This window comes from Bacteroides sp. PHL 2737 (assembly GCF_004115325.2).
GTDB classification, from domain to species: domain Bacteria; phylum Bacteroidota; class Bacteroidia; order Bacteroidales; family Bacteroidaceae; genus Bacteroides; species Bacteroides hominis.
Map to the genome: position 1 here is coordinate 534101 of NZ_CP040630.1, position 20608 is coordinate 554708.

The 20608-nt window shown below is 44.7% G+C and carries 16 protein-coding genes and 1 tRNA gene; 6 read left to right on the forward strand and 11 right to left on the reverse strand.

Translation table 11 applies throughout. The features are described from left to right. Window positions 1-8: 8 nt before the first annotated feature. The 3 genes from hpf to rpsU form a co-directional block, all read right to left on the reverse strand. Window positions 9-308 carry a ribosome hibernation-promoting factor, HPF/YfiA family gene (hpf, locus tag DBK98_RS02360; protein ID WP_005782154.1) on the reverse strand — a complete coding sequence of 100 codons (300 nt, stop codon included), beginning with the start codon at window positions 306-308 and terminating at the stop codon, window positions 9-11. A gap of 14 nt (window positions 309-322) precedes the next feature. Continuing rightward, window positions 323-1204, reverse strand: a complete 882-nt coding sequence (gene xerC / locus DBK98_RS02365; protein ID WP_032536179.1) for a tyrosine recombinase XerC — start codon at window positions 1202-1204, stop codon at window positions 323-325. Between the two features lie 73 nt (window positions 1205-1277). Next, window positions 1278-1469 carry a 30S ribosomal protein S21 gene (rpsU, locus tag DBK98_RS02370; RefSeq protein ID WP_005782152.1) on the reverse strand — a complete coding sequence of 64 codons (192 nt, stop codon included), beginning with the start codon at window positions 1467-1469 and terminating at the stop codon, window positions 1278-1280. Between the two features lie 172 nt (window positions 1470-1641). On the opposite strand from rpsU, the gene DBK98_RS02375 reads away from it, so the two are divergent. Together DBK98_RS02375 and DBK98_RS02380 are read left to right on the forward strand one after the other, a co-directional pair. Continuing rightward, a complete protein-coding gene (locus tag DBK98_RS02375) occupies window positions 1642-3420 on the forward strand; it encodes an aminopeptidase P family protein (RefSeq protein ID WP_032536178.1) in 1779 nt (592 codons plus the stop codon). A gap of 114 nt (window positions 3421-3534) precedes the next feature. Then, entirely contained in the window at window positions 3535-4047 is a 513-nt protein-coding gene (locus DBK98_RS02380; RefSeq protein WP_032536177.1) for a gamma carbonic anhydrase family protein, read from the forward strand. An 80-nt stretch (window positions 4048-4127) separates the two neighbouring features. On the opposite strand, the gene DBK98_RS02385 is transcribed toward DBK98_RS02380, so the two are convergent. Both DBK98_RS02385 and gltX read right to left on the reverse strand, forming a co-directional pair. Then, on the reverse strand, window positions 4128-5348 hold the full coding sequence (locus DBK98_RS02385; RefSeq protein WP_005782149.1) for a 3-deoxy-D-manno-octulosonic acid transferase: 1221 nt from the start codon (window positions 5346-5348) through the stop codon (window positions 4128-4130). A gap of 12 nt (window positions 5349-5360) precedes the next feature. Continuing rightward, window positions 5361-6878 carry a glutamate--tRNA ligase gene (gene gltX, locus DBK98_RS02390; protein ID WP_005782148.1) on the reverse strand — a complete coding sequence of 506 codons (1518 nt, stop codon included), beginning with the start codon at window positions 6876-6878 and terminating at the stop codon, window positions 5361-5363. A gap of 94 nt (window positions 6879-6972) precedes the next feature. On the opposite strand from gltX, the gene DBK98_RS02395 reads away from it, so the two are divergent. Further along, window positions 6973-9030 carry an HD family phosphohydrolase gene (locus tag DBK98_RS02395; protein ID WP_005822149.1) on the forward strand — a complete coding sequence of 686 codons (2058 nt, stop codon included), beginning with the start codon at window positions 6973-6975 and terminating at the stop codon, window positions 9028-9030. Here the strand turns inward: DBK98_RS02395 and DBK98_RS02400 are convergent. The 4 genes from DBK98_RS02400 to DBK98_RS02415 all read right to left on the reverse strand — a co-directional run bounded on the left by DBK98_RS02400 (window position 9005) and on the right by DBK98_RS02415 (window position 14544). Continuing rightward, window positions 9005-9478 carry a low molecular weight protein-tyrosine-phosphatase gene (locus DBK98_RS02400; RefSeq protein WP_005782146.1) on the reverse strand — a complete coding sequence of 158 codons (474 nt, stop codon included), beginning with the start codon at window positions 9476-9478 and terminating at the stop codon, window positions 9005-9007. The genes DBK98_RS02395 and DBK98_RS02400 overlap by 26 nt on opposite strands. Window positions 9479-9590: 112 nt before the next feature. After that, window positions 9591-11390, reverse strand: coding sequence for a DUF4091 domain-containing protein (locus DBK98_RS02405; protein WP_032536176.1), 1800 nt, complete (start codon window positions 11388-11390; stop codon window positions 9591-9593). 40 nt (window positions 11391-11430) lie between these two features. After that, a complete protein-coding gene (priA, locus tag DBK98_RS02410) occupies window positions 11431-13890 on the reverse strand; it encodes a primosomal protein N' (RefSeq protein WP_032536191.1) in 2460 nt (819 codons plus the stop codon). Window positions 13891-13965: 75 nt separating this feature from the next. Next, complete coding sequence (locus DBK98_RS02415) at window positions 13966-14544, reverse strand: porin family protein (RefSeq protein WP_005782143.1); 579 nt, start codon at window positions 14542-14544, stop codon at window positions 13966-13968. Window positions 14545-14884: 340 nt separating this feature from the next. On the opposite strand from DBK98_RS02415, the gene DBK98_RS02420 reads away from it, so the two are divergent. Continuing rightward, window positions 14885-14972 (forward strand) — tRNA-Ser (locus DBK98_RS02420). Window positions 14973-15069: 97 nt separating this feature from the next. Here the strand turns inward: DBK98_RS02420 and DBK98_RS02425 are convergent. Both DBK98_RS02425 and aspA read right to left on the reverse strand, forming a co-directional pair. Beyond that, on the reverse strand, window positions 15070-16230 hold the full coding sequence (locus tag DBK98_RS02425) for a 6-bladed beta-propeller (RefSeq protein ID WP_032536175.1): 1161 nt from the start codon (window positions 16228-16230) through the stop codon (window positions 15070-15072). Between the two features lie 186 nt (window positions 16231-16416). Continuing rightward, window positions 16417-17850: an aspartate ammonia-lyase gene (aspA, locus tag DBK98_RS02430; protein WP_032536174.1), complete on the reverse strand. Its 1434-nt coding sequence runs from the start codon at window positions 17848-17850 to the stop codon at window positions 16417-16419. A 321-nt stretch (window positions 17851-18171) separates the two neighbouring features. Here aspA and DBK98_RS02435 point away from each other — a divergent pair, with 321 nt between their 5' ends. Continuing rightward, entirely contained in the window at window positions 18172-19482 is a 1311-nt protein-coding gene (locus tag DBK98_RS02435; RefSeq protein ID WP_032536173.1) for an anaerobic C4-dicarboxylate transporter family protein, read from the forward strand. Window positions 19483-19525: 43 nt separating this feature from the next. Continuing rightward, entirely contained in the window at window positions 19526-20584 is a 1059-nt protein-coding gene (gene ansB / locus DBK98_RS02440; RefSeq protein WP_032536172.1) for an L-asparaginase 2, read from the forward strand. The last annotated feature ends 24 nt before the right edge of the window (window positions 20585-20608 follow it).

Here is a 20608-nt window from a genome sequence, read left to right on the forward strand (position 1 = left end):
CGGTATTTTTATTTATTTCGTTGTTTTTCCTTGTACTTAACCAGCTGCTTCTCCAATGCTTCCACACACAAATCAACCGCTTCTTCAAACGTATCACAGATTTTGCTTGCATGAAAATCATTGTTTGGAACCAACACCGTAATTCCGGCCTCCTTATTCTCCGCAGTTTCTGGTTTAACCACCTTTAATGACACCTCTACTTTCTTTATATCTTCGTAATATTTTTCCAACTTAGACACTTTCTTCTGAATGAAAGCCTGCAATTGTTCTGTTGCATCAAAGTGAATCGATTGAATTCTAATTTCCATACTTACCTCCTTTTTTAGGCTCGTGGATGAGCTTGTTTATACACTTTTTTAAGTTCTTCAAAAGTGGTATGCGTATAAATCTCCGTAGTCGCCAGACTACTATGACCTAAAAGCTCTTTCACCGCACCCAACTCCGCATCATTATTCAGCATTGTCGTGGCAAAGGTATGCCTCAACACGTGAGGACTGCGCTTCTTAAGCGTTACCACCTTCGAAAGGTTCCGTTTCACCAAATTATAGACCAGATTCTTATAAAGTCGTTCGCCATTCTCTCTAACAAAAAAAGCATCAGACTTCACTGAAATCACTTTGTTCCTTACATCAACATACTCAAACATCGCTTCTTTCAATTCATCCCCAAAAGGGATCAAGCGCTGCTTATTTCTCTTTCCCGTTACTTTCAGAAGAGAGGCTGAGAAATCTACATCCTTATCATCCAAACCTATCAATTCAGAGAGACGCATGCCTGTGGCATAAAACACCTCAATAATCAAACGATCCCGACACCCCTTAAACCCTTCACCAAAATCCGTGTCATCCAGCAATTTATTCATTTCACTCTCTTTCAAGAAAGAAGGAAGTGGCTTTTTATTTTTTGGCCCCGTTATTTTACGTAACGGATCAACACTCACCTCTCCTTGTCTGAGGAGATATTTATAAAACGACCGGAGCGAACTCAGCTTACGATTCACAGAAGTTGAAGTATACCCCCGATCCATCAGTGAAACAATCCACCCACGAATCAGTTCGGGCTTCACTTCCAACGGATTAAACTCCCCAATCTCCTCTTGAGCAAACTCCTGCAACTGCGAAATATCCTCGCCGTAAGCCAGTACGGTCTTCTCAGAATAATTCCGTTCGTACCGGAGGTAATCAAGAAAAGAATCTGCTAACATAATATCGCTACATCTATAATTCTGCAACGAATGTATGAAAAGAATTCAATAATTCAAAGGAAATTACGAATTATTAATCTTCTACTTGCTGAAGTTTTTGTACGTAAACTGCACGTTCTTTCTTAAGTCTTTTAGTTACAGACGGTTTGTCGAACTGTTGTCTGCTTCTCAACTCTTTAACGATGCCAGTTTTTTCAAATTTTCTCTTAAACTTCTTCAGCGCTTTTTCAATGTTTTCGCCTTCTTTTACAGGTACTACAATCATTTTGTTACTATTAAATATGTTATGGTTTAAAATTTCCGCAGTCAAATTGCGCCGCAAAATTACACATACTTTCTTTATTCACAAAACTTTCGGCAATTATTTCTCAAAATCAATGCAAAAGGAACAGAAAGTAGTTATCTTTGGAGAGTATAACATATAATATATATAATGTATGAAACAGTCTATCAGTGAACGAATACATGCATTACGCATGTGGTTTAAACCAAACATTCAAGCATTCATCATCCCCAGCACAGACCCTCATCTCAGTGAATACGTTGCACCACACTGGAAATCACGAGAATGGATTTCCGGATTTACCGGATCAGCCGGTACGGTAGTGATTACAGAAAAGAAAGCAGGACTCTGGACCGACTCAAGATATTTTTTACAAGCAGCAGAACAGTTACAAGGAAGTGGCATAGACTTATATAAAGAGATGCTGCCGGACACTCCAAGTATCACAGAATTCTTGTCTACCCAATTAAAACCGGGAGAGGCAGTAGGTATCGATGGAAAAATGTTCTCAGTGGAACAAGTGGAGTATATGCAAGCCGAACTTTCATCAAGTAATCTTCAAATCATATTCTGCCCTGATCCTATGCAGGAGATATGGACAAATCGACCGCCTATGCCGGAATCACCTGCCTTTGTATACGACATTGAATATGCGGGAAAAAGTTGCACAGAAAAAATCGCATCCATTCGTACGGAGCTAAAGAAAAAGGGCGCAGAAAGTGTTATGTTATCAGCTTTAGATGAAATAGCCTGGACCCTAAACCTACGTGGAAACGATGTACATTGCAACCCCGTAGTAATAAGCTATTTACTTATTACAGAAGACAGCACGATATTATTCATTGCTCCGGAGAAAGTAACTGAAGAGGTACGGAACTACTTAAAAGAGCAGCAAGTAGAGATACGGAACTACGCAGAAACAGAAATTTACTTATCAGATCTCAAGAGCACCAGCATCCTGATGAATCCGGCAAAAACCAATTATGCTATTTTTTCCTCCGTAAACCCCAAATGCCGGATCATACGAGGAGAAGCACCGGTAGCCTTACTGAAAGCTGTCCGTAACAATCAAGAAATAGCAGGAGTCCATGCAGCCATGCAGCGTGACGGTGTCGCCTTAGTCAAATTCCTTAAATGGCTGGAGTCTGCCGTCCCTTCCGGAATAGAAACAGAATTAAGCATCGATCACAAACTGCACGAGTTTCGTGCTGCACAGAATTTGTACGTAGGCGAAAGTTTTGATACCATTGCGGGTTACAAAGAACACGGGGCTATTGTACATTATTCAGCAACCGAAGAAAGCAACGCGACATTGCAACCCAAAGGCTTTCTTTTACTCGACTCAGGAGCTCAATACATAGATGGCACCACTGACATCACACGTACCATTGCATTAGGTGAGCTAACAGAGGAAGAAAAGACAGACTATACACTGGTCCTCAAAGGACACATCGCATTGGCGATGGCCGTTTTTCCGGCAGGAACCAGAGGAGCACAACTGGATGTACTGGCACGTATGCCATTATGGAGCCACAAAATGAATTTCCTGCATGGCACCGGTCATGGCGTAGGTCATTTCCTCAGCGTGCACGAAGGTCCACAAAGCATTCGTATGAACGAGAATCCGGTTGTATTACAACCCGGCATGGTCACCTCAAACGAACCCGGAGTATATAAAGGTGGCAGCCACGGCATACGAATCGAGAATCTGACACTGGTATGCAAGGCTGGTGAAGGCTTGTTTGGCGAATACCTGAGGTTCGAAACCATCACGCTTTGTCCTATTTGTAAAAAGGGTATAATCAAGGAGTTGCTAACCGCAGAAGAAACAGACTGGCTGAATGATTATCACCGGCAAGTATATGAAAAGTTATCCCCCGGTCTGAATGAAGAAGAAAAAATATGGTTGAAAGAGGCAACAGCCGCAATCTGACAAACCAAAGGAAGGACCGCCTTTATAGGTCACCAAAATCATTATTAGTGTGAATCAGCATCTTATAGGATGCTGATTCCATCTATTTCTCAAACATGTTTTAATCAATAACCTATGGCTTTAATAAAATCAGTAAGAGGTTTTACTCCTGAATTCGGAGAAAACTGTTTTCTGGCCGACAATGCCACCATCATCGGCGATGTAAAGATGGGGCGCGATTGTAGCATTTGGTTCAGCACCGTGCTGAGAGGGGATGTAAACTCCATCCGCATTGGCGACGGAGTGAATATACAAGACGGGAGTGTATTACACACTCTCTATCAAAAATCGACGATTGAAATAGGTAATCATGTATCGGTAGGACATAATGTAACCATTCATGGTGCGACAATTAAAGTTTACGCATTGATCGGTATGGGAGCGACCCTACTCGATCATGCTGTTATCGGTGAGGGAGCGATTGTAGCAGCAGGCTCACTTGTACTCAGCAACACCATCATCGAACCGGGAAGTATTTGGGGAGGAGTACCGGCAAAATTTATAAAAAAGGTTGATCCGGAACAAGCCAAAGAGTTAAACCAAAAAATAGCTCATAATTACCTGATGTACTCTGATTGGTATAAATAAGACCCGACCTGATAAACAAAAATATCCTCCGGAGGGACTGGGTTCCCCGAAGGATATTTTTGTTTATCAGGTTCAAAGCCTTAAAAATTTATCATGTGTAGTACCTTGTCCGTCGCTCCGGAGTTGCCAATCACATAATTACCGGCGTTAGTTCCCGTTTCTTTCAGGAACTTTTCATCGGACAGAAGCCTGTCAAGCAACGTCTTCAGCTCCTCGTAATCCTTAATCGAATAAGCCCCTTTGGCTTCAATCAATTGTACCGCCTCCATAAACTTCTGATATTTGGGTCCGAAAATTACCGGAATACCATAAACTGCCGCTTCAAGAGTATTATGAATTCCTACTCCGAAACCACCTCCGATATAAGCAATCTCTCCATAACGATAAATAGAAGACAGTAAACCGAAACAATCGATTATCAGGCAGTCCGCCTTCCGGACATTCTTTTCATCGGCACGGGTATAACGCACAGAAGGACGTTTCAACTTACCAATAATCTCTACCAAATGATTCTCATCGATTACATGTGGTGCTATAATCAACTTCATCTCAGGATGATTATTAAAATACTCAATGAAAAGATCCTCATCCGGTCCCCATGAACTTCCGGCCACAAAAGTAAATGCGCCATCCTTGAACTGTTCCACCAGCGGCAACTCCTTGGCCTGCTCACGAATCTGCAAAACACGGTCAAAACGCGTATCTCCCACTACCGTAACCCTTGTAATTCCAATCTTGGCAAGGAAACGCTTCGATGCTTCGTTCTGCACAAACAAGTGATCAAAATCCTTCAGCACATTTCTGTAAGTACCTCCATACCACTTAAAGAATATCTGATCTTTACGGAAAATGGACGAAACACTATACACGGGGATACGACGCTTGTGTAATTCATCCAGATAGTTCTTCCAAAATTCGTATTTGATGAAGAAAGCCATACAAGGATTCACAATATCCAGAAACTTCTTCACATTACGAGGTTTATCAAACGGCAAATAGCAGACAATGTCGGCTCCACGGTAGTTCTTCCGGACCTCATATCCCGAAGGAGAAAAAAACGTTTGCAGTATTTTATAATCCGGATACCTCTCCCGTATTTTCTCAATCAAGGGACGCCCCTGCTCAAACTCTCCCAAAGAAGCAGCATGAAACCAGATATAGCGCGCGTCCTTCTCTACCTGTTGACGAAGAAGGTCGTACACTACCCAATGCCCCTTCATCATCTTTCGGGGCTTACGGCTGAATGGTGCAGCCAGATGCACCAGAAGGTCGTAAATTCCTATTGCCAGATCGTAAAACATACCTCCGGATTCTTATTTCAAAACCTCTACGGCACGTTTCATACGAGCCAGTGTTTCTTCTTTTCCCAATACCCAGGAAATGTCAAACATATGGGGACCTTTGCCCTCGCCTACCAGCGTCAAGCGGAAAGCATTCATAATATTACCTGTATGATAACCTTTCTCAGCAATCCAATCCATTACAATTTTCTCTTGACCTTCAATACTGAAATCTTCTATTCCGGCCAATACTTCAGCCAGTTCGGCCATACATTTAGCCGAATCTTCTTTCCAGCGTTTTTTAACCGTCTTTTCATCATATTCTGCCGGGGCTACAAAGAAGAAACTGCATACATCCCACAGTTCTTTGACAAAGCTGACACGGTCCTTCATCATCCCAACCACTGTTACTACTTTTTCGAAAGGAGCTTCCACACCATGTTCTTTCAGAACAGGCACAAACAGTTCGGCTATTTCTTCGTCAGACTTCTGTTGAATGTAAGTATGATTAAACCAAATCCCTTTCTTATAGTCAAATTTAGCACCCGATTTACTGCAACGGTGCAAGTCGAACAGACGAATCAACTCATCCATGGACATTACCTCCTGATCGTTACCCGGATTCCATCCCAACAAGGCGAGGAAGTTAATGACAGCCTCAGGCAGATAACCCGATTCACGATAACCTGAAGAAACTTCTCCACTCTTCGGATCATGCCATTCAAGCGGAAATACAGGAAATCCCAGACGGTCACCATCACGTTTACTCAGCTTACCATTGCCCTCGGGTTTCAACAACAGAGGTAAATGAGCAAAAGCAGGCATTGTGTCTTCCCAACCAAATGCGCGATACAACAATACGTGCAACGGAGCGGAAGGCAACCACTCCTCACCACGGATCACGTGTGATACCTCCATCAGATGGTCATCAACAATATTAGCCAAGTGGTAAGTAGGCAGTTCATCGGCCGATTTATATAGAACCTTGTCGTCAAGGATAGATGAGTTAATAATCACTTCTCCACGAATCAGGTCATTCACATGAATGTCTTCGTTCGGCTCAATTTTAAAACGTACCACATATTGCTTTCCGTCAGCAATCAACGCCTTCACCTCTTCCTGTGAAAGGGTCAGCGAATTGCGCATTCCCACACGGGTAGATGCGTCATATTGGAAGTTGGCTATTTCAGCACGTTTGGCATCCAGCTCCTCCGGAGTATCGAAAGCAATATAGGCTTTTCCGTTGTCAAGCAACACTTGTACATACTTCTTGTATATTTCGCGACGTTCTGACTGGCGGTACGGTCCATATTCACCTCCAAAGCTGACACCCTCGTCAAACTGAATCCCTAACCACTTAAATGATTCCAGGATATATTCTTCCGCACCCGGGACAAAACGGTTTGAGTCAGTATCCTCGATACGGAAAATCAAATCTCCCCCATGCTGGCGGGCAAACAGATAATTATACAAAGCGGTACGCACACCACCTATATGCAATGCTCCTGTTGGGCTCGGAGCAAAACGAACTCTTACTTTTCTTTCTGCCATAATTTGCGTTAGTATAGGTAAATCGTGGCAAAATTAAACCTTTTTTTCCACACTATTGTTTTTTTTTGTACTTTTCGCAAAAAATTCAAGGGTTATGGAACACTGGAAGAAGAAAAATAGTTTCTCATACAAAGATTTGTTATATAAAGCACTGATTTTCGTCGGTACTGTGGCCTTCATTGTTTATTTCCTACCACGGGATGGGAAGTTTAACTATCAGTTTGACATAAACAAGCCGTGGAAGTACGGTCAGTTAATGGCTACTTTCGACTTCCCGATTTACAAAGACGAAGCAGTGGTAAAAAGGGAGCAAGACAGTCTTCTGGCCTCTTTTCAACCCTACTTTGAATTGAATAAAGAGGTGGAAAAGAACGCGCTCGCCAAGCTTAAGGAGAACTACCATACACATCTGAAAGGGATACTCCCCTCAACAGATTACATCCGTTATATTGAGAAAGGGCTGAAGACCATTTATCAATCGGGAGTCGTATCGACAGAGGAGATGCGAACCCTCCTCCATGACAGTCTCTCTTCTATCATGGTGATTGACGACAAATTAGCCAACCAGCGAATGACTGACGGAATATATACCGTAAAGAGAGCCTACGAGTATCTTATATCGAGTGACACCGCCCATTATAACAAAGACATCCTGCGTCAATGCGCACTCAACGAGTATATAACTCCCAATCTGATTTATGACTCCGTACGTACAGAGACTGCCCGGAAAGAGCTGCTCGACAACTATTCCTGGGCAAATGGAGTCGTACAAAGCGGACAAAAGATCATCGACCGTGGAGAAATTGTCAGCAAACAGACATACAACATTCTGGAATCTTTACGTAAAGAGTCTATTAAGCGGAGTGAATCTCTTGGACAAAAGCGGCTGATACTCGCCGGACAAATCTTATTTGTCGGTATTCTGGTACTTTGCTTTATGCTATATCTGGAACTCTTCCGCAAAGACTATTATGAGCGTAAAGGCAGTCTGTCGCTACTTTTCGCCTTAATTGTATTCTATTGCGTCATCACGGCATTGATGGTGACAAACAATATATTTAATGTGTACATCCTGCCTTATGCCATGCTTCCGATTATCATCCGGGTTTTTCTCGATTCACGCACGGCATTCCTGACACATGTCATCACCATACTGATCTGTTCCATCACCCTGCGATACCCCCACGAGTTCATCCTGACACAATTAGCAGCCGGACTCGTGGCTATCTTCAGCCTGAGAGAATTGTCGCAACGCTCACAACTGTTCCGCACCGCCCTCCTGGTGATACTGACGTATGCAGCCATATATTTCGCTTTTGAACTGATCAGCGAAAACGATCTTTCAAAGCTGAATGTCAGTATGTACATATACTTCATCATCAATGGAGTGCTATTACTGTTTGCTTATCCTTTATTATTCCTGCTCGAAAAGACTTTTGGTTTTACATCGAATGTAACGCTTGTAGAGTTGTCGAACATCAACAACGATCTGCTGCGAAGAATGTCCGAAACCGTTCCTGGTACTTTCCAGCACTCGATGCAGGTGGCTAATCTGGCCGCCGAAGCTGCAATACGTATCGGTGCCAAAAGCCAGTTGGTACGTACCGGAGCACTGTATCATGATATCGGAAAAATGGAGAATCCGGCTTTCTTTACCGAAAACCAGTCGGGGGTGAACCCCCATAAGAACCTGAGTTATGAACAGAGTGCCCAGGTAGTTATTAGTCACGTAACAGACGGATTAAAACTGGCCGACAAGCATAACTTACCCAAAGTGATCAAGGATTTCATCAGCACCCACCACGGGCGCGGAAAGACCAAATTCTTCTACATATCCTGGAAGAACGAACATCCGGGTGAGGAACCGGATGAAGAAGTATTCACATATCCGGGACCTAACCCGTTCTCAAAAGAAACAGCCATACTGATGATGGCAGACTCCGTAGAAGCCGCTTCACGCAGTTTACCTGAGTATACCGAAGAGAGCATCAGCAACCTGGTAGATAAAATTATCGACTCACAAGTGCAGGAAGGATATTTCAAAGAATGTCCGATTACCTTCAAAGACATTGCGACGATCAAAGCGGTATTTAAAGAAAAGCTGAAAACGATTTACCACACGCGTATCAGCTATCCTGAGTTAAAGAAGTAAGGAGTCCGGCACAAGCATCCTCGAGTATATCGAGCACGTATTCAAAGCCTTCCGCACCTCCATAATAGGGGTCGGGCACGTGATCGGCGGGGATGCGGGTGCAGTATTCCGTCATCCGGTGAATCTTTTCCCATTCTGCCGGAGAGGGAGCTTTCTCCCTCAGGTCATCGATATTCCGATCATCCATGCCGATTATAAGGTCAAAGTCATAAAAGTCCTCTGTACGGACCGGACGCGAACGATGAACCAGTTCATATCCTCTGCGAGCTGCATGAGCACGCATGCGGCTGTCGGGCAGCTCTCCCTGATGATAGGCCAAGATACCGGCCGAATCAATCATGAACTGATCTTCCAATCCGGCCTCTCTGATCAGATGAAGCATCACGCCTTCTGCCGTAGAAGAGCGGCAAATGTTGCCTAAACAAACAAAAAGTATTTTCTTTTTCATTCTTTCTTATTTTAATTAAGAAGGTATAAAAATCCGCATGCAGGAACACGCTACATGGATCTCCCCTGCTACACGTTTCTGCATGCGGTATAAAAAGGTATTGTCGATAACTCTACAACGAATTCAATATTTTGTTCGCCTTATTCACCGTTTCAGCAGCCGGCACTTCCGGGAAGTCCTTCAGTTTAAAGGTGGATAGCATTTTTTCCAGCTTCTTAAATCCGTTCTTGTTTTTCTTATCCGTAAACTCTTTACGTAAGATTGTTATCTTCTCATGAGCCTGAACGCCCTCGATAAGTTTCTCGAAACGGATGGAAGAACGTGCTCCCGGATAAACCAGATAAGTATCACCACCGGCCCAAGCCTCAAAACGTGAGTCGAGCAACGGCTCTTTCGGCCAACTGTTATATGCCCAACGCAGGTAACCGTCGAGGTGATCTTTAGCAGAATAATAGCTCATCCAGGCAGCCTCGGCAGGATCGGAGAAAGTAAAGGTATTCGGGAAAGCTTCTGTACAACAGGTGTAATAAGTTGTAGGCAACTGCTTTTGTGCACGGCGTGCCAATACCTCTTTCGGATAAGAAGCGCCGATAGGAATACAGTAATCGTAAATATCAGCCTCCAATTCTTTATGGAAATTTCCGGCCAGCGAAACTTTAAATTCCGGATCAGCTTTACGGATCACCTGCAATGTTTTCTGCATTACCTCCATCGGGCGTTCGTCCATGGCGATGGCACAAATGTCGAACCAGCCTTTTTCACGCAAATGTTTAGAGAATGACTTCAGCATAGCCACCCACATCTCTTCGTAAGCTTTCTCGCCCGGAGCAGTCTTGGCGTATTGCATACTGTTTGTAGCCTGATCGAAGTACTGGAATGACAATTTCCACGGAACCATTGAATAGCAGTTGATTTGCTTGTCAATACCTACGCTCATCATCATCTCCACCCACTTGTCGAACACACCATAGTCGAAAGCCCATGTGCCATCAACCTTTTTCGTCCAGGTAACCATCGATTCAAAATAGTCATAAGTCTGTCCGTTCCAAGGTTTGTGCATGATGGTAGCCGTAATAATCTTCTGTCCGGCATCCGCCAGCATCTTCATCAACGGACGCATAGCATCCATATGTTCCTGACTCCAAAGCGGAACCTGATAATAGCGTGCCACGGCAAACGGACTCTGCCACAAATCCAGATGATAAGCCCATTCGGACGGAGCGGGCAATACGCGGGAAGAGACTTTAATGTCCATCTTGAGGGTAGACAGCCTCTGGTCTCCGTCTTTCACCTCAACGGTGCCGCGATAAACTCCCGGAGACACGGTCTGGGGTATCTGGCAATTGATCCAGATAGCTTGGGTACTCTTAGCCTCCATAGGCATGGAAGTCAGCAAGTGGTCAATCGGATCGGGCACCAACAGAGAGTCATAAATAGAATGATCCGGACGATAGCCACAGGCACCGCGTCCATCCTTATTCAGTTCATCCGTCATCACATAGCGGACAAAACCTCCGCTGAAGGCACTTGCCGGAAGCACGTCGCCCTTGGAGTTTTTAAATTCGGAAAGAGAATAATTCAACCCTTCCAGATCGGTACCTGTCCAGACAACAGCCTGAGCATGGAGTTTCTCGCCACGCCAGCCTTCCAGTGTGACGCTTTTCTGTGATTGAATCATGGGGACAACATGTTTTGCATACCGGGTATCGGTATTTCCCCATTGCACCTGAGGAGTTTTGACTGCCGCCCACTCCTTCCCGGAAGGAGTAACCGGATCGGGTAACTCTTTGTAAGATTGAAGTGGGAACGGAGCCTGTCCGGTCGGTGTTCCACATTGTGTCACTCCTTGCTGTGCAAGAAGCGGGCCTGTACTAACCAGGCAAGAAAGCAAAAGTGTCGTGATTCGCTTCATGGTTTCATTTTTTAAAGGTATATATTAAGATTGGTTTTCATTACATAGGATCTACATCATAATAGACAATCAACGATTTAAACCGTTCGTCTTCTATCATTTCCCGTTGTACACGCAAAAGTAATTCACGGGCGCGACTCATTGGCGCATTTTGTTCTATTTTAACAACTATTTTCCGTATAAACAAAGTCTGGATACGGGCAACGGGAGGCTTATCCGGCCCCAGTATACGGTTTCCGAACAATGCGCGCAACTTTTCGGCCATGGTATGTGCCATCACATCCAGCAATGTCTCGTTCCGGTTCTTCAGATAAACATACACCATCCGGTAGTAGGGAGGATAATGGAACATCTGCCGTTCGGCCAATTGTCCCGCTACCATATCCTCGTAATCGTTCGTCATCACCTGACGGATGATGGGGTGATCTATACTTTTGGTTTGCAGCACAACCCTGCCCCGTTTATTTTTTCGCCCGGCACGTCCGGCAACCTGTGCCATCAACTGGAAGGCACGTTCGTACGAACGGAAATCGGGATAATTCAACATCGTATCCGCATTGAGGATGCCCACTACACTGACATGATCGAAGTCGAGTCCTTTTGATACCATCTGGGTACCGATCAGTATATCAGTCTTCCCTTGCTCAAAATCTGCAATAATCTTTTCATAGGCCGACCGGGTACGGGTAGTATCCAAGTCCATACGTGCCACAGAAGCTTCCGGAAAAATCAGTTTTACGTCATCTTCTATCTTCTCCGTACCAAAGCCCCTGTGCATAAGTTCGACTCCCTCGCAAGCCGGACACGAACGGGGCAACTGGTAGGTATACCCGCAATAATGGCAAGTCAGCTGATTGATGCCTTTATGATAAGTCAGGCTGACATCACAGTTTTTGCATTTAGGCACCCATCCGCAAGTGCGGCACTCTATCATCGGGGCAAAACCGCGCCGGTTCTGAAATAGAATCACCTGCTGTTTATTATCAAGCGCCTCACGGACGTATTGCAATAACAAGGGGGAGAATTGCCCCGTCATCCGCTTTTTGCGGTGTAATTCCTTGATATCTACCGGAATAATTTCCGGAAGTTGAATTTCTTTATATCGTTCTTTCAACTCCACCCATCCGAATTTACCGGTAGTGGCATTCTGCCAGGTCTCCACCGAAGGAGTGGCAGTGCCTAACAACGTCTTTGCCCCATACATCGAAGCCAGTACGATAGCGGCATTGCGGGCATGATAGCGTGGCGCGGGGTCCTGCTGTTTATAAGTGTTCTCGTGCTCTTCGTCCACAATGACCAGTCCGAGATTCCGGAACGGGAGGAATACCGAAGAGCGCACCCCCAGAATAATGTCATATCCTTCTTCCGTCAATTGCTTCTGCCAGATCTCAACCCGTTCGGCATCGGGAAACTTGGAGTGATAGATCCCCAACCGGGAGCCGAACACCCGTTTCAGACGTTCGGTAATCTGAGTGGTCAACGCAATTTCGGGTAACAGGTAAAGCACCTGTTTCCGCTGACGTAAAGCATCTTCTATCAGATGGATATACACTTCAGTCTTTCCGCTGGAAGTCACACCGTGGAGCAAGCAGACATTCTTCTCTTGAAAGCTCCGCACAATTTCATCATAAGCCCGCTGCTGATGTTCGTTCAGAACGTTCAGTTCCACCGTTTGTCCCGAGATACGGTTCAACCGGCCGATTTCCCGTTGATAGACTTCAAAGACCCGCTTTTCTACCAATCCGTTAAAAACGGCAGGAGAAGCGGAAGCACGCTGCAACAATTCCTTTTTCGATACTTCCTTCAACGTGCCGTCTCCCAATACCCCGGAAAGCTCGACGTACTTCATCAACAGTGCCAGTTGCTTCGGGACGCGTTCTAATTTATCAAAATGTCGCCGGAGATTCTCCTCGCCCGAAGCGTCGGCCGTCAGCCGGACCCGGACTTCTGTTTTAGGTTTATAGGTACGGCGAAGTTCCTCTTTTACAAAAAGGGCTTCCTTATCGAGCAAGGATTTAATAACAGTAAGTATGTTTTTCAGACCACTCTCCTTTTCAAGTTTGGTGACGCACTGCTCAGGATCTTTTGCAAGCAAGTCAAGTATCCGTTGTTCCCGTTCGGGAAGGGGAGCATCGGCTTCAAAGTCAGGGTTGTATTCAACAATTGTCTCGCTTTCCAGTTTTAAACCGGAAGGTAACGCCGCTTTGTAGACATCGCCCTGTGTACAGAGATAATAATCGGATAACCATTCCCAAAACCGGAATTGTACAGGGAGCAGTATCGGAGAGGTATCAAGTACGGCGGAAATCTCTTTGACTTCATATTCAGTCGGCGCATAATAGTGAACATTGCAAACAATGGCTGTATAATACTTTTTCCGCCCGAAAGATACGACTACCCGGCAACCGATTTGTACCTCTTCTGCTCCTTCGTCCGGAAGGGAATAAGTGAAGTAACGGGGAAGAGGCAAAGGTAATATGACATCTACATACTTTTTCATCGTGAGGACAAAGATACAAAAAAATCCCCGACGCAAACGCCGGGGATTTGTATATCATCAGATGATTCTGATTTCTTAGAAAATATAAGCAGCAGATATCTGCCACATTTTAGTCTTATAAGAAAAATCAGCCTCTTTCCATTCCGCTGTTTTATTCAACGGGATATTATAATTGGCTCCTATCTGCAAATGCCTCAGTAATTTCACACCGGCACCTACATTAATACCTATCTGTGCGTTCTTTTTATTCAACCGACCAAGGTCCTCGTAATTCTTATCGCCTGAGAAGTTAAAATAAAAATCCGGACCGGCTGCCACGTAGATACCCAATGCACTACCCAAGCCAATAGTATACTTCAAGTTAATTGGAATATCGAGACCATTCTGTCTGATAGACTCATCACCTACTTTGACACCTCTCTGAGAGAACAAAAGAGCACCGTCAACCCCCAAACCTACCAGTGGGATAGTAACCTCAGCCATCGGGCCGATAAAGAAACCGGTAAAGTTGTCTGTTTTTAAATCAGACTTATTAAAATCAGCTTTTGCCAGGTTTACACCACCTTTCACACCAAACTTGATAAGTTGTGCCTGAGCAGGCATAGCCATACCGATACATACAGCTATCATTAAAGCACTAATAATCTTTTTCATAACTAAGTTGTGTTTAAAATTCGGGACAAAGATATAGTTTTAAATTAAAAAAACATTAAATTCGTTTGCATATTTTCAGCAAAGCGCTCTATTCTATAACATTACTCAACAGCATTTTGTTGTTTCAATCCCCAATATAAAGGACTTGCCGTTTTCTCAATAAAAAGATCCATCTTTATCATCTAAGGGAACTATATACGAGATGTACAACTGGTATATCGGATCTTTTAATAATAGACCCGCAACCTCATAAAGTAGCAGCAAAATCCCGGCAAGAAGAAAAAAACACCCTTACCGGAACAACAAATCATAAAACGATTTACCTTTGTAGTACATTTAAGGAAAGATGCCAGAGTGATCGAATGGGCCGGACTCGAAATCCGGTGAACGGCTTGTCTGTTCCGTGGGTTTGAATCCCACTCTTTCCGCACAGGCTTGCAGGTTCCGATTAAGAAAAAGAGCCTTGCAAAAGCCCGTTTCACCACAGACTGTGACACCTCCCCCTTCTCTATAAAGACCGTTTCCCTATCCCTTAAACTGTATCAGCATCAGGACAGGATTATCATCTACTTTCATTCCCGAAACAATCTTTTTCAGTTCACCACTCAACTCACCGGCTTCGTAAGCCTCCACCAAATCTTCCGACTTCAGAATGACTAAAGCGCAATCTTCGGGATAACGATAAAACATGATGCCTGAGACCGGTTTCGAAGTATCTTCACGATTCTTGAAAATATAGCGGAAAACCTCCTGGGTACGGCGATCATAAAGCCATTCTTCATTTTGCAAATCCAGATGATCAATGCTGTTCATAGGTATCTCCATCGGTTGCTTGGTTAAAAAAAGATAGGGTCCCGCCACTCCTTTCAAAAACAAACCATACTGGTTCCCTTCTTCATTATGTGAAGGGGTCCGGACCAGCAAAGGTTTTAAAGCAAAATCCGGCTCCATCGTAAACAAAGTATCCGAGTCCGCATTGCCTATGTAGAACCGGGAACCATTGCAAATAATCGATGGCTCATGCATATAGCCATACAGATGCGCTTGCTCGTTGATGATTAATTTAACTTGCACACATTTTTTCTGCACATAGCTCAAAGAATCCAGCTGTCCGCTCTCGGTAGAGACAAGGAGGTAGGGATGGAACCCGGCATCCGAACCTGCGGAAGGAGTGAGGTCCCGGGAGGCAATCAGATATTCGGGAGAGAAAAGATACATCTGGTTCAACCATATATTTTCGGGATAAGGAAGCGAACGCTTGAACGTGCCATCCAGCGAATAGACGTGAATTTTTTGCCGGTTCATCTCTTTCAGATAAAGTTCGCCATTCTCCCAGTTTACGTCTACCGTCGCAATATCTTTGTATTCTCCCGGACCATTTCCCACCCGGTGGATACGGGTAAGGGCTTTTCCCTCCCGGCTGAACAGACAGACATCTTCACTCTGGTGACCTATCGTCACGATATATTTATCGGACACTATCGCGGCAACACCATTGAACAGAAAGTCATCGGTAGTTTCCAAAGGAATATATTCCACATCGGCAATGTCTTGCAGAACAATCTCTTTTTCAGGGTAACTTTTTGTCATGTCGACAACGGATAAAGCCTGAGTCTCCGCCTGCTTCGTCCCCTGGCATGAAGCCAACAGGTACAGCACCAGAAAGTAAAAAGGGAATTTTTTCATAGTATCATCATTAATCACACCGGCAAGATAGAAAAAAAATACCGGATTCAGCTCTCAAACTTCAGAAAATAAAAAAAGAAGTTGTACCCCAAACCGCTGCAATTCTCCTATCCTCCCTAAACGGAAGAAAGAACTGTAACCGGATTGGGATACAACTTCTTAAATATGCTGACCGGATTCCCCGGATCAGTTGTTAGGCTTAATATCGAGTTTAACCGGATGAATCATGTTTTCCGGCTTCAGGATCGTATCAAGGTCTTCTTTCGAAAGAATGTTATGTTCCAACACCAGTTCGTAAACTCCCTTACCGGTCTCCTGTGCCTCTTTGGCAATTTTGGTAGAATTCTTATACCCGATGACAGGGTTGAGGGCCGTCACAACACCGATACTGTTGTGAACATCTTTCCGGCATTTCTCCTCATTGGCCGTAATGCCGTCTATGCACAAAGTACGCAGTGTATCGAAGCCATTCATCAGCAAATCGGCAGATTCAAAGCAACACTGTGCCATAACCGGTTCCATCGCATTCAGCTCCATCTGAGCCGCTTCGCCACTCATAGCCACGCAAAGGTCGTTGCCTATCACTTTATAGTCGATCTGGTTCATCACTTCGGGGATAACCGGATTTACCTTACCGGGCATGATAGACGACCCGGGTTGCATGGCAGGCAGATTGATCTCACCCAACCCGCAACGCGGACCGGATGCCAGAAGACGCAAGTCATTGCAAATCTTATTCATTTTTACAGCTATACGACGCATGGCTGAAGAATACCCCACCAGACAGGAAGTATCGGAAGTAGCTCCTATCAGATCGTCGGCCAAACGGATATCCAGCCCGGTAATCTTCCGAAGGGCCGCGATGCATTTGGTAGCATATTCCGGTTCGGCGGTAATTCCGGTTCCGATGGCAGTAGCTCCCATATTGACTGCCAGGAAGTCCTGTGCAGCAAAGTCCAGATTCTTAATTTCATCTTGAAGGATGCTGGCAAAACCATTGAATGTCTGCCCAAGCGTCATCGGCACCGCATCTTCCAACTGTGTACGCCCCATCTTGATCACATGTGCAAACTCTTCTGCTTTTCTCCGGAAAGCACCGATCACTTCTTTGAAATGCTTCACCAGTTTCAGATGCGTATAATACATACCTATATGGATGGCAGTGGGATAGGCATCGTTGGTGGACTGCGAACGGTTGACGTGGTCATTGGGCGAACAATATTGATACTCTCCGCGTTTATGTCCCATCAGTTCGAGGGCACGATTGGCTATCACCTCGTTGGCATTCATGTTGGTGGTAGTTCCGGCTCCACCCTGAATCATGTCTACCGGGAATTGGTCGTGATGTTTGCCTTCCAGAATTTCTTTACATGCATGGAGAATGGCATTTGCCTGTTCTTCAGTCAGCAATCCAAGCTCAAAGTTAGCCATAGCGGCTCCCATCTTGGTTATGGCAAGTGCATTGATAAACAACGGATACTCACAAAGGTGATATTTACTAATGCGGAAGTTCTCTATGCCCCGAAGGGTTTGTACGCCATACAAAGCGGTTTCGGGTACTTCACGTTCACCTATTAAATCACTCTCTGTACGAGTTGCTTTCGATAATTCTTCTTTCATAATATATCTTTATTAACAATTATAATCTTAACTGTGTTTATAATAACCAAACTTAAGCAATATTGTTTTGAAAGCAATCATATTCACTATTTAGTTAACATACTTTAAACAAGGAGTGATTTACGTATAATAAAGCAAATACATGTATCATATTGTAAATAGCATCCGATTGAGAGATATTTTATAAAATCTCCTTCATAATGAAAAAATATGCAAATCAGCAAAAACCAATTAACTTCTTTTTTGTTGATTACCATATCATTTACCAATTCAGAGACAATTTATTAAATTATCTTTGCCAAAAAATTAAAAAAGAAAGATATGATTTTACAATTGGCTTTTGTACTGACAGCTATTATTATCGGTGCCCGTTTGGGAGGTATCGGACTCGGAGTAATGGGTGGCGTAGGTTTAGGGATACTGACTTTTGTCTTCGGACTGCAACCCACAGCCCCTCCGATCGATGTAATGTTGATGATTGCCGCGGTTATTTCGGCCGCATCATGCATGCAGGCAGCCGGCGGACTGGACTATATGGTGAAGCTGGCAGAAAAGTTATTGCGTAAAAACCCGTCACACGTCACTCTTTTGAGTCCTATTGTGACTTATCTGTTCACCTTCGTCGCCGGTACGGGACATGTTGCCTATTCCGTACTGCCGGTGATTGCCGAAGTGGCCACCGAAACAAAAATCCGTCCGGAACGCCCTCTTGGCATCGCCGTTATCGCTTCCCAGCAAGCCATCACGGCCAGTCCCATTTCGGCAGCCACAGTTGCCTTGCTCGGACTTCTGGCAGGTTTTGACATTACTTTATTTGACATTTTAAAAATAACGATCCCCGCTACCATTATCGGTGTGCTGGTAGGTGCACTGTTCTCAATGAAAGTGGGTAAAGAACTGGTAGACGACCCGGAATATCAGAAGCGATTGGCAGAAGGGTATTTCGACTCTAAGAAAGTAGAGATTAAGGACGTACACAACAAGCGCAATGCAATGATCTCGGTTCTGATTTTCATTTTAGCAACGGCCTTCATCGTATTCTTCGGTTCTTTCGACGGTATGCGCCCCACCTTCCTGATAGACGGAGAAACCGTTACATTAGGGATGTCTGCCATTATTGAAATCGTAATGCTTTCGGCAGCTGCGCTTATCCTGATGATTACCAAGACGGATGGAATCAAAGCAACACAAGGTTCTGTTTTCCCGGCAGGAATGCAGGCGGTAATCGCCATCTTCGGTATAGCCTGGATGGGTGACACATTCCTGCAAGGCAATATGGGGCAACTGACAGAATCTATCGAAGGATTGGTTCGGCAGATGCCGTGGTTATTCGGAATAGCTTTGTTCGTAATGTCTATCCTGCTTTACAGTCAGGCGGCCACAGTACGTGCACTGATGCCACTGGGTATCGCCCTCGGCATTTCGCCGTATATGCTGATCGCCATGTTCCCGGCCGTAAACGGATACTTCTTCATTCCGAATTATCCGACGGTGGTTGCTGCCATCAATTTCGACCGTACAGGAACAACCAAAATCGGTAAATATGTGTTGAATCATTCGTTCATGATGCCCGGATTGGTATCAACCGTTGTAGCTATCGTACTCGGATTGCTCTTCATCCAGGTATTTTAAAAATACGAACTATCTATTTTTTAACCTAAATAACAGTTGAGTCATGAAAGAACTAAAAAGACTAAGCCTTGTAGTGGTTACACTACTGCTTTCCACAATGATGGCCTTCTCACAGAAGCCAAACATTCACATCCTTGCTACCGGAGGAACGATTGCCGGGACAGGCGGCTCGGCAACCTCTACCAATTACACAGCCGGACAAGTAGCAATCGGTACACTGCTGGATGCAGTACCCGAACTAAAACACATTGCCAATGTGACCGGTGAACAAATTGTGCGCATCGGTTCGCAGGACATGAACGACGAAGTATGGCTGATACTTGCCAAAAAGATCAACCAGTTGTTGAAACGTCCGGATATCGACGGCATCGTTATCACTCACGGAACAGATACAATGGAAGAAACGGCTTACTTCCTGAACCTGACCGTCAAAAGCGACAAGCCGGTGGTGCTGGTAGGAGCCATGCGTCCTTCCACCGCACTTAGTGCCGATGGTCCGCTGAACCTTTATAACGCCGTAGTCACCGCAGGGGCCAAAGAATCTGTAGGCAAAGGCGTACTGGTAGCCATGAACGGATTGATTCTCGGGGCAGAAAGCGTATTAAAGATGAATACAATCGATGTACAAACCTTCCAGGCACCCAACTCCGGAGCGTTGGGCTATATCTTCAACGGAAAGGTATTTTACAACCAAGCCCCACTGAAAAAGCATACCACTCAGTCTGTGTTCGACGTAACCAACCTGAACTCTCTGCCTAAAGTAGGTATCGTTTATAGCTACTCAAACATTGAGGCAGATATGGTAACCCCACTTCTACACCACGATTATAAGGGTATTATCCATGCCGGCGTAGGTAACGGAAACATTCACAAGAACATTTTCCCGGTACTGACAGAAGCCCGTAAGAAAGGAATACTCGTTGTCCGTTCATCCCGTGTACCGACCGGACCTACGACACTGGATGCCGAGGTGGATGATGCTCAATATCAATTTATCGCTTCGCAGGAATTGAACCCGCAAAAGTCACGTGTACTGCTGATGCTTGCACTGACCAAAACCAACGACTGGAAGCAGATTCAGCAATATTTTAATGAGTACTAACCGGGCATCGGACCGATAAAACCT

Bases quoted from the DNA above. Each gene is read 5' to 3' on its own strand.
- hpf (WP_005782154.1), bottom strand. From the start codon at position 308: ATGGAAATTAGAATTCAATCGATTCACTTTGATGCAACAGAACAATTG.
- xerC (WP_032536179.1), bottom strand. From the start codon at position 1,204: ATGTTAGCAGATTCTTTTCTTGATTACCTCCGGTACGAACGGAATTAT.
- rpsU (WP_005782152.1), bottom strand. From the start codon at position 1,469: ATGATTGTAGTACCTGTAAAAGAAGGCGAAAACATTGAAAAAGCGCTG.
- DBK98_RS02375 (WP_032536178.1), top strand. From the start codon at position 1,642: ATGAAACAGTCTATCAGTGAACGAATACATGCATTACGCATGTGGTTT.
- DBK98_RS02380 (WP_032536177.1), top strand. From the start codon at position 3,535: ATGGCTTTAATAAAATCAGTAAGAGGTTTTACTCCTGAATTCGGAGAA.
- DBK98_RS02385 (WP_005782149.1), bottom strand. From the start codon at position 5,348: ATGTTTTACGATCTGGCAATAGGAATTTACGACCTTCTGGTGCATCTG.
- gltX (WP_005782148.1), bottom strand. From the start codon at position 6,878: ATGGCAGAAAGAAAAGTAAGAGTTCGTTTTGCTCCGAGCCCAACAGGA.
- DBK98_RS02395 (WP_005822149.1), top strand. From the start codon at position 6,973: ATGGAACACTGGAAGAAGAAAAATAGTTTCTCATACAAAGATTTGTTA.
- DBK98_RS02400 (WP_005782146.1), bottom strand. From the start codon at position 9,478: ATGAAAAAGAAAATACTTTTTGTTTGTTTAGGCAACATTTGCCGCTCT.
- DBK98_RS02405 (WP_032536176.1), bottom strand. From the start codon at position 11,390: ATGAAGCGAATCACGACACTTTTGCTTTCTTGCCTGGTTAGTACAGGC.
- priA (WP_032536191.1), bottom strand. From the start codon at position 13,890: ATGAAAAAGTATGTAGATGTCATATTACCTTTGCCTCTTCCCCGTTAC.
- DBK98_RS02415 (WP_005782143.1), bottom strand. From the start codon at position 14,544: ATGAAAAAGATTATTAGTGCTTTAATGATAGCTGTATGTATCGGTATG.
- DBK98_RS02425 (WP_032536175.1), bottom strand. From the start codon at position 16,230: ATGAAAAAATTCCCTTTTTACTTTCTGGTGCTGTACCTGTTGGCTTCA.
- aspA (WP_032536174.1), bottom strand. From the start codon at position 17,850: ATGAAAGAAGAATTATCGAAAGCAACTCGTACAGAGAGTGATTTAATA.
- DBK98_RS02435 (WP_032536173.1), top strand. From the start codon at position 18,172: ATGATTTTACAATTGGCTTTTGTACTGACAGCTATTATTATCGGTGCC.
- ansB (WP_032536172.1), top strand. From the start codon at position 19,526: ATGAAAGAACTAAAAAGACTAAGCCTTGTAGTGGTTACACTACTGCTT.